Below are 12,684 nucleotides of genomic sequence, written 5' to 3'. Positions count from 1 at the left end.
AAACGGGCTGACGGTATGGTTGATCGATTGACGATCGACCTGCCCGTCGGGCCGGTAGATTGACGGGCGATATCCTCGACCGGACCGGTTCCGAGCACAGGATCTGCCCCTGCAACTTCTCTTTGGGAGTACGAATGTCGTTCGAGATCGTCGACCTCCCCGAAACGTGGGTTGCCGGTCTTCCAGTTCGCAGCCCCAAACGGGCACTGGGCAGGCTCAACGACCCCGCTTTGGATCAGGCCTGGTCGGCGGTGCTCAATCAGGACACGTCGGGACCGTTGGCTTCCATTTACACCGACTTCGCCCCCGGTATCGGCTCTTACAACACACAGATAGTCGGTTATCTGTGTTCTTCGCTGGGTCAAGTTGCGCGAGGGCACCTTGTCGCGAAAGTCCCCGCCGCGAAATATGCACGATTTTCTGCAGTGGGGTATTTCCCCGAGGTTCTCACCCGTCTGTGGACTCAGATCGATCATGCGGAGGAACAGGGTGAGATAGTGCGATCGTTCACCGGCGATTACGAGTGCTATCCGCACGCATACAAAATCGATCTCTATCTGGCGATCACGGTGCCCGGTGGTTCGTCGTGAGCTTTCGAGTGACAGCGCGCAGTGCGGAACTGTTCAGTGGATTGGTAGCGCCGAGAGTGGACGCCGGTGCCGAATCCAGCGGTAGCGAGTGGATGCGATTCTTGCGAGATCGTGTGCGCGAGAAGCACATCGGCGCGAACGAAGTGAGCACGGTCTACGTGCCGGATCCGCACGGCACGGTCAATGCAGTCGTCGCTGTTTCGGTCGATTCTCCTGCTGACGTCGATGCGGGGGATGTGTTCGTTTCAATACCGACCGGTGTGTTTGCAGTATTCACGCCCAGTGGTTCCTTGGCGGACCCTGTCGAGGACGTGTGGGCTCAGGTCGACGACTGTGTGGCGTCCGGGCTAATTTTTCGGGCATACAAAGAGGAAGTAGAAGTCGTTACAAAATCTGGAGAAGTGGAACTTTTCATTTCAATAGTTTTGTAAACGGAACCTTCTTCACGCAATTGTCACTTTCGAATCACAAAGTCACCATCGAACCGGTTACTATTGTCGAACGCAGTCGGCCCGATTGGGCGTCGTCAATTCGGCTCTCACGCCGTCGGTCGACGGGCAGGCAGCGTGGACAGGGCGTCGATGTCATCGCAAGGTCGACAGAGCAGGGGTGCAGCAACATGGTGAGACAACTCAGAGCAGAAGCAACGCGCGCAGCCGCACTACGCGCGGCGGCAGATCTCTTCCTCGAGGTGGGGCACGCAAATGCCACCCTCAGTCAGGTTTCTGCGCAATCCGGCGTGACCAAAGGGGCGCTGTACTTCCACTTCGCGTCCAAGGAAGAACTGGCCCGCGCGATCGTCGACGAAGGCCACGAGCGGGTGTCAACCGCGTGTGCAGGCCTGGTCGACAGTCGTAGCCCGGCGCTCGAATCCGTCATCGGAATCTCGTACTCCGTGCTCGAGCTTGCGGCCTCGGATCCCTTGGTTCGAGTCATGTACCGGTTGCAGATGGAGATCGACGGTTCCGACACTGCGCGTGGCAGTGTGTTCGGCACGTGGGGAAACATCTTCGAGCATCTTTTCGAGCGGGCGATCGAGCACGGCGACGTTGCCGATCACCTGGACGCGGGCAACGCGGCATTGCTGGTGTGCGAGATGCTCGCCGGAGTCTTGATGGTGTCCGAGGCGCAGTCACGTCTCGAAGACGCACCCGCACGGATGGAAAAGGTATGGAACACCGTGCTCCCATCGCTCGTACCCGCCGACAAGCTCGCCTATTTCCGTGAGTTCGCAGCACGGAGTCTGTCCAGTTTCGTGCGCGAGAACATCACTTCCGCATCCGTCACCGTCTGAGAAGTTTAGTACCGAAAAATTTCGTGGTCGGGTAGTGCTTGCCGGGCTTCTGCGCGCCGGGCACACTGTGTGACATGGAACACACTGCCCAGAAATCGAGAATGTCGGACAACGAACTGCGGAAAGCGATCGGCACTTTGCAGCAGCGCGCGGACGACGCGCGCAAACACGGTGCGGACGACGACGCTGCGCGTATCGAGCACACCATTGCCGACTACCGAGACGAGATGTCGCAAAGATTGTGACAACCCTGTCGGTCGTCACCGCGTAGGGTCGAAATCGAACTGAACGTGGCAACCGGTGGGGGATACAGGCTTCGATGGCTACATACGATCTGCGCGGCAAAAAGACGTTGATCACGGGCGCGGGCAGCGGAATCGGTCGGGCGACGGCCATCGCTGCCGCAGAGGTGGGTGCGGAGCTCTTCCTCACCGACATCAACGGCCCAGGATTGGCCGAGACGGTGGACATGGTCGGTCGCGCGGGCGGTACCGTCAGCCACTCGCTGCCCTTCGATGTGTCCGATTTCGAGGCGGTCACCGCGTTTGCGGACGACATCCATGCCGAGTTCGGCAGCCTCGACGTCGTGATGAACATCGCCGGCATCTCGGCGTGGGGAACCGTCGAGAACCTCGAGCACCGGCACTGGAAGTCGATGGTCGACGTCAATCTCATGGGGCCGATTCACATCATCGAGAAGTTTCTGCCGCCCATGGTCGAGGCCGGACGCGGCGGTCATCTGGTCAACGTCTCGTCCGCGGCCGGATTGATTCCTCTTCCGTGGCACGCTGCGTACAGCGCGAGCAAATACGGCCTGCGCGGAGTGTCCGAGGTACTCAAATACGACCTCAAGCGCCATGGAATCGGCGTCAGCCTTGTCGTTCCGGGCGGCGTCAAAACCGGTCTGGTGAACACACTTCAGATTGCCGGCGTCGACCGGGACGATCCGCGTGTACAGAAGTTGCAGCATCGATTCGAGAAGCGTGCCGTCGAACCGTCCGTGGTCGCCGATGCCATCCTCACCGGAATTGCCAAGCGCAAGTACCTCGTGTACTCCTCCAACGACATCAGGTTCGGTTACTGGATGGCCCGCAAGTTCGCGCCGCCCTACGAGTTCGTGCTGCAGCGCGCCAACGATCAATTTTCGAAGTTGCTGGTGCCGCGTCGCGTGGAGGGGTCGTCGAAATCGACATCCAGCGTGCGCGCACCCGGACCCGAATGAGACAGCTCGTCGTGTGGATTGGCCAGAGCGCAGCCGGCAAGAGATAGACATCCGCAGCCGATGCACCCGGTCAGGTTGTCGCGCAGCCTGGTCAATTGTTCTATCCGAGAATCGAGTTCGCGATGCCACCGCGTCGAGAGGCGGGCCCAGTCCTCGCGCGTCGGCGTCCGTTCGTCCGGAAGCTCGCTCAGTGCCTGCCGGATCTCGGCCAGCGGAATTCCGACCTTCTGTGAGATGCGGATGAACGCCACGCGTCGCAAGGTCTCGCGGTGGAACCTGCGCTGATTGCCCGTGGTTCGGCGGCTGGTGATCAGCCCCTGTTTCTCGTAGAAGTGGAGCGCAGACACGGCAACGCCACTGCGCTCGGAGAGTTGGCCTGGAGTCAGCTCACGAACGTTCCACTCGGGCATCGGCACGACCTCGACATTACTTCAGGTCTTGCCTTCCTGCGCGAGCTGCTCACCGAGGCCACGAAGATCAGAGAACTGTATGTACCTTGTCGGCGGGCCGCGCCAGCACGGTTCCCTTCTCGGTCACCACAATCGGGCGTTCGATGAGAATCGGATGCTCGATCATCGCGGCGATCAACGTATCGTTGTCCGCGGATCCGAGGCCCAATTCCTTGTAGATGCTCTCGCGGGTGCGAACGGCCTGCCGGGGTTCGAGACCGGCGTCGGCGAGCAGGGTACGGAGCTCGTCCTCGGTGGGCGGTGACTCGAGGTATCGGACCACTCGCGGGGTAACGCCCGCTTCCTCGATCAATTTCAACGCAGTGCGCGAGGTATTGCACCGCGGATTGTGGTAGATGGTTGCCGAGCCTGATGGGTCGTTCCGCAGGCTCCTCTCCCCAGGGACGGTCATGTTTGCGATCTTGCCACGCGGGTAGCCAAGCCGACAGATTCAGGCCAGGAACGGGAGTGGTTATGACCGACAAGCGGATTGTCATTGCAGGTGGGCACGGCCAGATCGCCCAGCATCTGACGCAGGTACTCACGGCGCACGGAGATCGTGCGGTGTCGTTGATTCGCAACGGCGACCACGTCGATGCCGTCACAGCACTCGGCGCGCTGCCGCAGGTGATCGATCTGGAGTCTGCGTCCGTCGACGAATTGGCGGCCGTTCTCGACGGTGCGGATGGAGTGGTGTTCGCGGCGGGTGCCGGACCCAACAGCGGCCCGGAGCGTAAGGACACCGTCGATCGCGCGGGCGCGGTGTTGCTGGCCGACGCGGCCGAGAAGGCCGGTGTTCGCCGCTACGTGCTGATCAGCTCGTTCGGTGCGGGAGAGCCGGTGGCAGAGGACTTGGACGATGGCTGGAAGGCCTACATCAACGCCAAAACTGCTGCAGAAGAGAATGTTTCGGCCAGGTCCGGTCTCGACTGGACCATTCTGCGTCCGGGCAAATTGACGGACGAAGATCCCACGAACTCGGTATCGCTCACCGAGCCACCTCTCGAATCGGGTGAGGTGACGCGTGCCGATGTGGCCTCCGTGATCGCGCAGCTGCTCGATACCGGTGGAGCAGTACACAAGACATTGATGTTGACGTCCGGTTCGACGTCCATCGTCGACGCAGTCGACGCGGTCGGTTGAGGCACGGACTGTGCGCGTTCATATCGATCCGTCGAACACGACACCGGTGTTCGAGCAGTTGAGGATGCAGATTCTCGGGCTGGTGCGGTCGGGAGATCTGATTGCCGGTACCAAGATTCCGACGGTTCGTGGCCTTGCCGAGGAGCTGAAGATCGCTCCGAACACGGTAGCGAAGACATACCGAGAGCTCGAGCAGCAAGGCGTCATCGAGACACGCGGACGATCGGGTTCCTTCGTCGCATCGGGCGGCGATCCCTCACGCGATATCGCGGCCCGAGCGGCGACGGAATTCGTCAAGACGGTCCGTTCCATCGGCCTGGACGACGATCAGGCTCGATCGTTCCTCGAATCAGCGCTCAAGGGTGCAAACGACCACTAAGTTGACGCTTCAACATACTTCTGACATCGTGGTGCGGCCCATGTAGTCGTGTCAGAAGGATGCACAATGAACTCCACCCTCGTCCGCGACGCCGTCGCCCTCGTAGCCCGCATCGGTCTGGGAGTCGTCTTCATCGCTCACGGCTGGCAGAAGTTGAACACCTACGGTCTCGACGGTGCCGCGGCCAGCTTCGAGATGATGAACGTCCCGCTACCCACGGCGTCCGCATACTTCGCCACATTCGTTGAACTCATCGGCGGCGGTGCCCTGGTGCTGGGTATCTTCACCCCCATCGCCGGCCTGCTGCTCTTCCTCGACATGCTCGGCGCCGCTGTCTTCGTTCACTTCGAGCACGGTGTGTTCGCCGCAGACAACGGCTACGAGCTCGTCGTCGCCCTCGGTGTCGGCGCGTTGCTGCTGGCCGCATTCGGTGCCGGCCGCGTCAGCATCGACGGACTCACCAAAGGCAAGACGGCAATTCTCCGCTGATCCGTATCGAGCGGCAATCGTCGGTCAGCGCCAACTCGGTAACCACAGTTGTTCCTGCCACATCTGCGGCGTGATCGGCATCGCGGTGAGGATCGGCCACAGCCAGACGAAATTCGCGATCACCACGGCGAGGTACAGGGCCACCAGCAGTAGCCCGGTACCTCGCCGTTCCGCTGACGCTGTTGCCTTGCCGATGATGTCGCCCAGCACCAACGCGAAGCCCATCACCATGAACGGGGCGAGCGCTACCGCGTAGAAGTAGTACATCTGCCGGTCCAGTGTAGTGAACCAGGGCAGCAGCGCTGCGGAGTAGCCGACAAGCACTGCTGCGTAACGCCAGTCGCGCCGAACGAACACCGACCAGATCACCCAGGCGAGCATCGGCAACGCCAGCCACCACATCGCGGGCGTGCCGATCAGCATGATCGCCTTCACGCACGAGGACGCCGAGCAGCCGGACACGCTCTCGCCGTCGGCGAAGTAGTAGAGCATCGGACGAAGGCCCATCGGCCACGTCCACGGCTTCGATTCCCACGGATGCCGGTTGCCGGCCGAATTGGTCAGTCCCTCATGGAATTGCAGCACACTGCCGCTGTAGTACCACAGTGACCGCAGGGCTTCGGGCACGAACGAGAACGGCCCGCCGGCACCGATGCCGCTGCCGATTTCGTGCCGGTAGACGCCCGTCTCGGAGGTCAGCCATGCCCACCAGGTCATCAGATACACCGCGATCGGAACGACGACCAAGGCGTAGAGCGCAGGCCCGACGTCACGCAATGCCGTTCCCCGCCAGGGGCGCCCGACGCCGTACGAGCGACGTGCGGCCACATCGAATGCGACACTCAGCAATCCGAAGAACGCAATGAAGTACAGGCCGGACCACTTGGTGCCGCAGGCGAGCCCCAGCATGATGCCGGCTCCGAATCGCCACCATCGCACACCCATTCGCGGACCGAGCGCACTCGCGTTCATTCGGCCCTCGTCACGAACTCTCGACAACCGTTGTCGCATGTCGTCGCGGTCGACGATCAAGCAGCCCAGTGCCGCGGTGACGAACAGCGCGAGAAAGATGTCCAGCATGCCGATCCGGCTGCTGACGAAGGTGACCCCGTCGACGATCAGGAGGATCCCGGCAATCGCACCGACCAGCGTCGACCGTGCGAGGCGTCGCACGATTCGAATCACCAACAGCACCAACAGAGTTCCGGCCACGGCCGACGAGAAACGCCAACCCCACCCGTTGTAACCGAAGAGCGCTTCTCCGACGGCGATCAGCTGTTTGCCGACCGGTGGATGCACCACCAGGCCGTACGCCGGATTGTCCTCCAGCCCGCCGCCGGTGAGTACCTGATAGCCCTGCGGGGCGTAGTGCTTTTCGTCGAAGACCGGGGTCCCCGCGTCGGTGGGGTAGCGCAGCATCGTGAATCGCGTGATCGTGCAAACGGCGGTGATGACGAGGGTGACGATCCAGCCGCGCCTGGCATCGGTGTCGTGGAACCAGTCGCGCGCGGCAACCGTGGGCCCGGGACTGACCATCGACCGGTCGCCGGAGCGCTCAGAGGTCAGCAAGGTCACGTACCGATCGTAGGCGTTGATCCGCGGTGCATGACAGGCCGCCGCACTGCATGCGGGACACTGGAGTCATGCTCATCCTTGCCGCCACCCCGATGGGCGACGTCGGTGATGCCTCGCCGCGCCTGCGTGATGCCCTCGGCAGTGCCGATGTCGTCGCCGCCGAGGACACCCGGCGCACCAAACAACTCGCGTCCTCGCTCGGCGTGGTGATCGCAGGGCGCGTGGTCAGTTTCTACGACCAGGTCGAGACGGCTCGGCTGCCGGCGCTGGTCGAGGCCGTGGCCGAGGGCAAGACGGTGCTGCTGGTGACCGACGCCGGGATGCCGTCGGTGAGCGATCCCGGCTACCGCCTCGTGGCAGCGTGCGTCGATGCCGATCTGCCGGTGACCTGTCTGCCCGGTCCGTCGGCCGTCACGACTGCGCTCGCGTTGTCGGGTCTGCCGGTCGAACGGTTCTGCTTCGACGGTTTCGCGCCGCGTAAGCAAGGCCAGCGACGCACCTACTTCCAGTCGGTGCTCGCCGAACCGCGGGCCATCGTCTTCTTCGAGGCCCCACATCGCCTCGTCGCGTGTCTCGAGGATGCCGTGCACGTACTCGGTCCCGCTCGCCGCGCCGCGGTGTGCCGGGAGCTCACCAAGACCTACGAGGAGGTCCGACGCGGCGGCCTGGGGGAGTTGCTCGACTGGGCGAGGGGCGGAGTGCGCGGCGAGATCACCGTCGTACTCGAAGGAGCGGTCGCCGTCGCCGAGGAGCCCGAGGATCTCGTGGCCGAGGTGGAAACCCTGGTGGCGTCGGGCATGCGGTTGAAAGACGCCTGCGCCCAGGTGGCGGTCGACGGCGTCTCCAAGCGTGAGGTCTACGAGGCCGTACTCGCTGCGCGGAAAGAGCAGTAGCGGGTCAGCCCACCACTTGCTGACGCAGACCTTCGGTGGCTGCCTCGAGGATGGTCTTGGTTCCCTTCTTCACCAGGAAGCCAGGCAGCGGAATCTTAGGGTCGACCGTCAACTCGAACTCGACGTGGGTGCCGTTGTCCTTGGGCGTCAACGTGTACCGGCCGTCCTGGGCCTTCTGCTGAGTGCTTTCCACCAAGGTCCACGACACTTCGTTCTCGCTCCAGGTGTACGCGACCAACTGCTCGTCGTTGACACCGATGATCGAGACGTTCATCTTGACGTGGTTCGGCTTGCCGTCCTCGAAGCGATCGACCACCTCGCACTTCTTGTGTACCGGAGACCACGAGGGGATGCCTTCGACGTCCGCGAGAACGTCGAGAATTGTCGCTGCGTCGGCGTCGATGTCGACGGACTTGTTCACTGTGACTGCCATGGGGAGAAGGTATCTCAGCTTTCTGTACGGGGGCTGACGTTCCGGGCGAACTCGCCGATGGCGCGTAGCGCGCGTCGGGCTTCGGGGACGAAATCGGCCGCCTGGAACACGTGGACCTGATCCTCGTACACCTGAAGTTCGCAGTCGACTCCGGCGACCGCGAGGCGCTGAGCCATGAGTTCGGCGTCGGCATAGACCATTTCGGTCGAACCGACCTGAATCAACACCGGCGGCAGGCCGGTGAGGTCGCCGTCGACGGGTGAGACCCGCGGACCCCTTTGCCCCTCGACGACGATGCGCGCGTCGACGCGATCGGCCAGTGCGGTCAGTGCGGGAACCGCGTTGGACGGAAACACCGAACACTTCGACGCGTTCTCGTGGTCGAGTTTGCCGGTGGGGTCCATATCGGTCAGCGGGGACATGGTGAAGATTCCGGCGGGTGCGGGCAGGCCGACGGTGCGCAGCGCCAGGGTGACCATGAACGCTAGGTAACCACCGGCCGAATCGCCGCCCAGGATGATCTGCTCCGGGCGGTAACCGGAATCGAGAAGGAAGCGGTACGCGTCCACGCCGTCCTCGACAGCATGGGTGATCGGATTGCGCGGCATCATCCGGTAGTTCACCGACAACACCGATCCGTCGACCTGCTTGGAGACCCGTGAGGTCATCCGGCGATGGGTACGCAGGCCGCAGCAGACGAACGCGCCGCCGTGCAGGTACAGGACCACGCGATCGCTTCCGGTTCCCTCGGCGCGGATCCACTCGGCTTCGCACTCGGCCAGCATGACGCGGCTGCGCGTGGTGCCGCTGATCTGCGGGACGAGCAGACCGGCGTAGTCGACCAGCCCCATCGGCCACGGAAGAGAGGGGGCCTGCGCCCACACGGTCAGAAACGGGCGGACGGTGAACTGCAGGTACTTGGACAGGATCTGCGACTGCAGGCTCGCGCCGCGGATGTCGCGTCGGCGTGCGGTGGCCGCCGGGTCGGTCGATTTCACTACGGTGAGCGCCGGATTCATAGCCGTCGCCTCCATCCCCGTTGTCGTTGCGCGGAGCGTGTGCGCCGTGCGTTGGAACCCCGCTCTATTTGGAACCCCTGGTAACGGACAATAGCGGGTAGCTTTTCGTGACCGGACGTAAGGTCGTGTTCTGAGTCACATTCGGTGCCGTACCGTGACCGAAAACAAATGGAAAAGGGACAGCTCATGGCACTCATGCCCATCACGGAATCGATGTTTCTGATCGCCGAGTCACGGGAGCACCCGATGCACGTGGGCGGTTTGGAGTTGTTCGTGCCGCCCGGCGATCCGCACGAGTTCGCCGAGGAAGTGCACCGCAAGTTCACCTCCGGCGAGGTGCACGAGCTCTTCCGAAAGCGCCCAGCGCGGCCCGTGCAGATCATGGGCAATCTGGCCTGGGCATTCGATCAGGACGTCGACTTCGAGTACCACGTTCGACGTACGGTGCTGCCGGCACCCGGACGCATTCGGGAACTGTTCCAGTTCCTCTCGCTCAACCACAGCGCACCGCTGGATCGCTATCGGCCGATGTGGGAACTACACATCATCGAGGGTTTGGCCGACGGTCGAATTGCGCTGTACACCAAGGTGCATCACTCGCTGGTCGACGGAGTGAGCGCGTTGAAGCTGATGCAGCGGACTCTCAGCACGGACCCGGACGATCGAAGTGGGGTCGCCACCTGGGACCCGTCGCTGTTCGGTCGGCGCAAGAAGCAGGTCGCCGAGGAGCAGTCCGGGCGATTGGCGCAGCTGAGCAGTGGACTCTCGGTGGGCCGCAAGATCGTCGGGGACTTGGTCGATTTCGCGCCCGCTACGGCCCGAATCGGCTTGCGTGCGTTGAAGAAGGAAGGAGCGCAGCTGCCGTTACGAGCGCCGCGGACGATGTTCAACGTGCCCATCGGTGGGGCCCGCCGATTCGCCGCCGAGAGTTGGTCGATCGAGCGCATCCGCACGGTGGGTACCGCACTCGACGCGACGCTCAACGACATGGTGCTCGCGATGTGCGCGGGAGCGCTGCGCGCGTACCTCATCGATCAGAACGCGTTGCCCGAGGAGCCGCTGATCGCGATGGTTCCGGTGTCGCTGCGCAAGGAGGGGGACGACAGGGATGCCGGTAACTCGGTGACGGTGATCCTGTGCAATCTGGCAACCGACGAATCCGATCCGATCGTGCGGCTGGAGCGGATCAAGGATTCGACCGTCAAGGGCAAGCAGATGATGAGCGAGCTCAACACGCTCGAAGCGCTCACCGTCGGCGCAATCACCATGGCCCCGTTGCTGTTCGGTCCGGTGCCGGGATTCGTCGATTACACCCCGCCGCCGTTCAACGTCATCATCTCCAACGTGCCGGGGTCCAAGGAGGATCTGTACTGGAACGGCGCGAAACTCGACGGCATCTACCCGGCCTCGATCGTGGCCGACGGGCAGGCGCTCAACATCACCGTCGCCAGCAACGGCGACTCGCTGAACTTCGGACTCATCGGGTGCCGACGCAGTGTGCCGCACCTGCAGCGCATGCTGACGCATCTGGAGAACACGCTCGAGGAGCTCGAAAAGACCTTGTGAGAGCGGCTTCGCCGCATGTGAGTACAACTTCGTAGTGGGGGTCGAAGTTCCACTCACATGCGCGGAGCGCTCTACTCGTACTTGGGGAACACCGGCGTCGGGGTCGGTAGTGCCGTGCCGGGTACCGAACGTGTTGCCACATCGGCAAATTCGCGGTTCGACGCACCGAGCAGGTCGAGGATGCGCGACGCGGAATCGGGCATGACGGGCTGCGCCAGGATGCTCACGATGCGTAGCACCTCGATCGTCACGTACAGCACGGTGGCCATGCGATCGGGATCGGTCTTGCGTAGCACCCACGGCTGCTGCAGCGAGAAGTAGCGGTTGGTCTCACCGAGTACCGACCAGATCGCTTCGAGCGCGGAATGGATTGCCTGCACATCGAATTCGCGTCGGCAGATCTCCAGCAGCGCATCCGCGCGAGCCAGCATCGCCTCGTCCTCGGGGGTGAAGTCGCCCGGCGTCGGGAGCTCTCCTTCCAGATTCTTCGCGACCATCGTCAGTGAACGCTGCGCGAGGTTGCCGAGTTCGTTGGACAGATCGGCGTTGACGCGGGCGACGATGGCCTCGTGGCTGTAGCTGCCGTCCTGACCGAACGAGACCTCGCGCAGGAAGAAGAAGCGCACCGGATCGAGACCGTAGTTCTCCACCAACGACTTCGGGTCCAGAACATTGCCGAGAGACTTGGACATCTTCTCGCCCTTGACGTTCAGGAACCCGTGCACGAACACCCGCTTGGGTAGCTCGATACCCGCGGACATCAGGAACGCAGGCCAGTAGACGGTGTGGAAGCGGGTGATGTCCTTGCCGATGATGTGCAGATCGGCCGGCCAGAACCTCCGGTACGACTCCGACTCGATGTCGGGATAGCCGGCTCCGGTGAGGTAGTTGGTCAGTGCGTCGACCCAGACGTACATCACGTGCGCGGGATCGCCGGGAACCGGAACGCCCCAGTCGAACGTGGTTCGAGAGATCGAGAGGTCGCGCAGACCGCCCTTGACGAAATTCACGATCTCGTTTCGGCGCGTGTTGGGCGCAATGAAGTCCGGCGACGCGTCGTACAGCGCGAGGAGCTTGTCCTGGTACTGCGAGAGCCGGAAGAAGTACGACGATTCCTCGGTCCACTCGACGGGCGTGTTCGTCTCCGTCGCGACGCGGGAGCCGTCCTCGCCGAGAGTCGTTTCGGCCTCGGTGTAGAACGCCTCGTCGCGCACCGAGTACCACCCGGAGTACGAGTCCAGGTAGATGTCGCCGTTCGCCTCCATCCGCTTCCACAGTTCCTGGCTGGCGGCGTGGTGGTCGGCGTCGGTGGTGCGGATGAAGCGCCCATACGAGATCTTCAGTAGATCCTGCGCGGCCTGAAACGCATCGGAGTTGCGTGCGGCGAGTTCGCGAACGTCGACGCCCTCGGTCTGCGCAGTCTGCTGCATTTTCAGGCCGTGCTCGTCGGTTCCCGTCAGGAATCGCACGTCGTAACCGTCGAGGCGCTTGAAGCGTGCGATGGCGTCGGTGGCGATGTACTCGTAGGCGTGCCCGATGTGGGGAGCGCCGTTGGGGTACGCGATCGCCGTGGTGACGTAGAAGGGTGGCCGTGAGGCATCAGCTGGCGCAGTCATGGTGCGCCTACTCTAA

16 protein-coding genes are annotated in these 12,684 nt (G+C 63.0%); 10 read left to right on the top strand and 6 right to left on the bottom strand.

What is annotated here, in order from left to right:
• The first annotated feature begins 134 nt into the window (after positions 1-134).
• The 5 genes from CH294_RS02610 (at position 135) to CH294_RS02595 (ending at position 3,106) form a co-directional block, all read left to right on the top strand.
• Positions 135-590 carry a GyrI-like domain-containing protein gene (locus CH294_RS02610; protein ID WP_032377291.1) on the top strand — a complete coding sequence of 152 codons (456 nt, stop codon included), beginning with the start codon at positions 135-137 and terminating at the stop codon, positions 588-590.
• The gene (locus tag CH294_RS02605; RefSeq protein WP_242640307.1) at positions 587-1,021 is read left to right on the top strand and encodes an effector binding domain-containing protein; all 435 of its coding nucleotides are present in this window, start codon (positions 587-589) and stop codon (positions 1,019-1,021) included. Before CH294_RS02610 ends, CH294_RS02605 begins: the two co-directional genes overlap by 4 nt.
• A 188-nt stretch (positions 1,022-1,209) precedes the next feature.
• Positions 1,210-1,884 carry a ScbR family autoregulator-binding transcription factor gene (locus CH294_RS02600; RefSeq protein ID WP_032404301.1) on the top strand — a complete coding sequence of 225 codons (675 nt, stop codon included), beginning with the start codon at positions 1,210-1,212 and terminating at the stop codon, positions 1,882-1,884.
• A gap of 74 nt (positions 1,885-1,958) precedes the next feature.
• Positions 1,959-2,129: a hypothetical protein gene (locus tag CH294_RS27350; protein WP_170944558.1), complete on the top strand. Its 171-nt coding sequence runs from the start codon at positions 1,959-1,961 to the stop codon at positions 2,127-2,129.
• A 74-nt stretch (positions 2,130-2,203) separates the two neighbouring features.
• Positions 2,204-3,106, top strand: coding sequence for an SDR family oxidoreductase (locus tag CH294_RS02595; RefSeq protein WP_032404300.1), 903 nt, complete (start codon positions 2,204-2,206; stop codon positions 3,104-3,106).
• On the opposite strand, the gene soxR is transcribed toward CH294_RS02595, so the two are convergent.
• Both soxR and arsC read right to left on the bottom strand, forming a co-directional pair.
• A complete protein-coding gene (gene soxR, locus CH294_RS02590) occupies positions 3,022-3,522 on the bottom strand; it encodes a redox-sensitive transcriptional activator SoxR (RefSeq protein WP_080730484.1) in 501 nt (166 codons plus the stop codon). The two genes, CH294_RS02595 and soxR, sit on opposite strands and share 85 nt — an antisense overlap.
• 61 nt (positions 3,523-3,583) lie before the next feature.
• Positions 3,584-3,967: an arsenate reductase (glutaredoxin) gene (arsC, locus tag CH294_RS02585; protein WP_094736914.1), complete on the bottom strand. Its 384-nt coding sequence runs from the start codon at positions 3,965-3,967 to the stop codon at positions 3,584-3,586.
• Between the two features lie 62 nt (positions 3,968-4,029).
• Here arsC and CH294_RS02580 point away from each other — a divergent pair, with 62 nt between their 5' ends.
• The 3 genes from CH294_RS02580 (at position 4,030) to CH294_RS02570 (ending at position 5,566) form a co-directional block, all read left to right on the top strand.
• Positions 4,030-4,698 carry an SDR family oxidoreductase gene (locus CH294_RS02580; protein ID WP_094736913.1) on the top strand — a complete coding sequence of 223 codons (669 nt, stop codon included), beginning with the start codon at positions 4,030-4,032 and terminating at the stop codon, positions 4,696-4,698.
• Between the two features lie 10 nt (positions 4,699-4,708).
• Complete coding sequence (locus tag CH294_RS02575; RefSeq protein WP_094736912.1) at positions 4,709-5,077, top strand: GntR family transcriptional regulator; 369 nt, start codon at positions 4,709-4,711, stop codon at positions 5,075-5,077.
• A gap of 66 nt (positions 5,078-5,143) precedes the next feature.
• Positions 5,144-5,566 carry a DoxX family protein gene (locus tag CH294_RS02570; RefSeq protein WP_032377283.1) on the top strand — a complete coding sequence of 141 codons (423 nt, stop codon included), beginning with the start codon at positions 5,144-5,146 and terminating at the stop codon, positions 5,564-5,566.
• A gap of 24 nt (positions 5,567-5,590) precedes the next feature.
• Here the strand turns inward: CH294_RS02570 and CH294_RS02565 are convergent, their stop codons facing one another.
• Positions 5,591-7,102: a phospholipid carrier-dependent glycosyltransferase gene (locus tag CH294_RS02565; RefSeq protein ID WP_094737000.1), complete on the bottom strand. Its 1,512-nt coding sequence runs from the start codon at positions 7,100-7,102 to the stop codon at positions 5,591-5,593.
• A 107-nt stretch (positions 7,103-7,209) separates the two neighbouring features.
• Between CH294_RS02565 and rsmI the strand changes: the two genes are divergently transcribed.
• Positions 7,210-8,034, top strand: a complete 825-nt coding sequence (rsmI, locus tag CH294_RS02560; protein WP_249305006.1) for a 16S rRNA (cytidine(1402)-2'-O)-methyltransferase — start codon at positions 7,210-7,212, stop codon at positions 8,032-8,034.
• Between the two features lie 4 nt (positions 8,035-8,038).
• Here the strand turns inward: rsmI and CH294_RS02555 are convergent, their stop codons facing one another.
• Entirely contained in the window at positions 8,039-8,467 is a 429-nt protein-coding gene (locus tag CH294_RS02555; protein ID WP_032377281.1) for an SRPBCC family protein, read from the bottom strand.
• 14 nt (positions 8,468-8,481) lie between these two features.
• Positions 8,482-9,486, bottom strand: a complete 1,005-nt coding sequence (locus tag CH294_RS02550) for an alpha/beta hydrolase (protein WP_249305004.1) — start codon at positions 9,484-9,486, stop codon at positions 8,482-8,484.
• A 186-nt stretch (positions 9,487-9,672) separates the two neighbouring features.
• Between CH294_RS02550 and CH294_RS02545 the strand changes: the two genes are divergently transcribed.
• On the top strand, positions 9,673-11,052 hold the full coding sequence (locus CH294_RS02545) for a wax ester/triacylglycerol synthase family O-acyltransferase (RefSeq protein WP_032404896.1): 1,380 nt from the start codon (positions 9,673-9,675) through the stop codon (positions 11,050-11,052).
• 71 nt (positions 11,053-11,123) lie between these two features.
• Here the strand turns inward: CH294_RS02545 and metG are convergent, their stop codons facing one another.
• On the bottom strand, positions 11,124-12,668 hold the full coding sequence (gene metG, locus CH294_RS02540; protein WP_094736910.1) for a methionine--tRNA ligase: 1,545 nt from the start codon (positions 12,666-12,668) through the stop codon (positions 11,124-11,126).
• Positions 12,669-12,684 lie beyond the last annotated feature (16 nt).

Source organism: Rhodococcus sp. 14-2483-1-1 (assembly GCF_002259335.1).
Taxonomy (GTDB): Bacteria; Actinomycetota; Actinomycetes; order Mycobacteriales; family Mycobacteriaceae; genus Rhodococcoides.
This window is presented reverse-complemented; position numbering and strand designations above follow the sequence as displayed.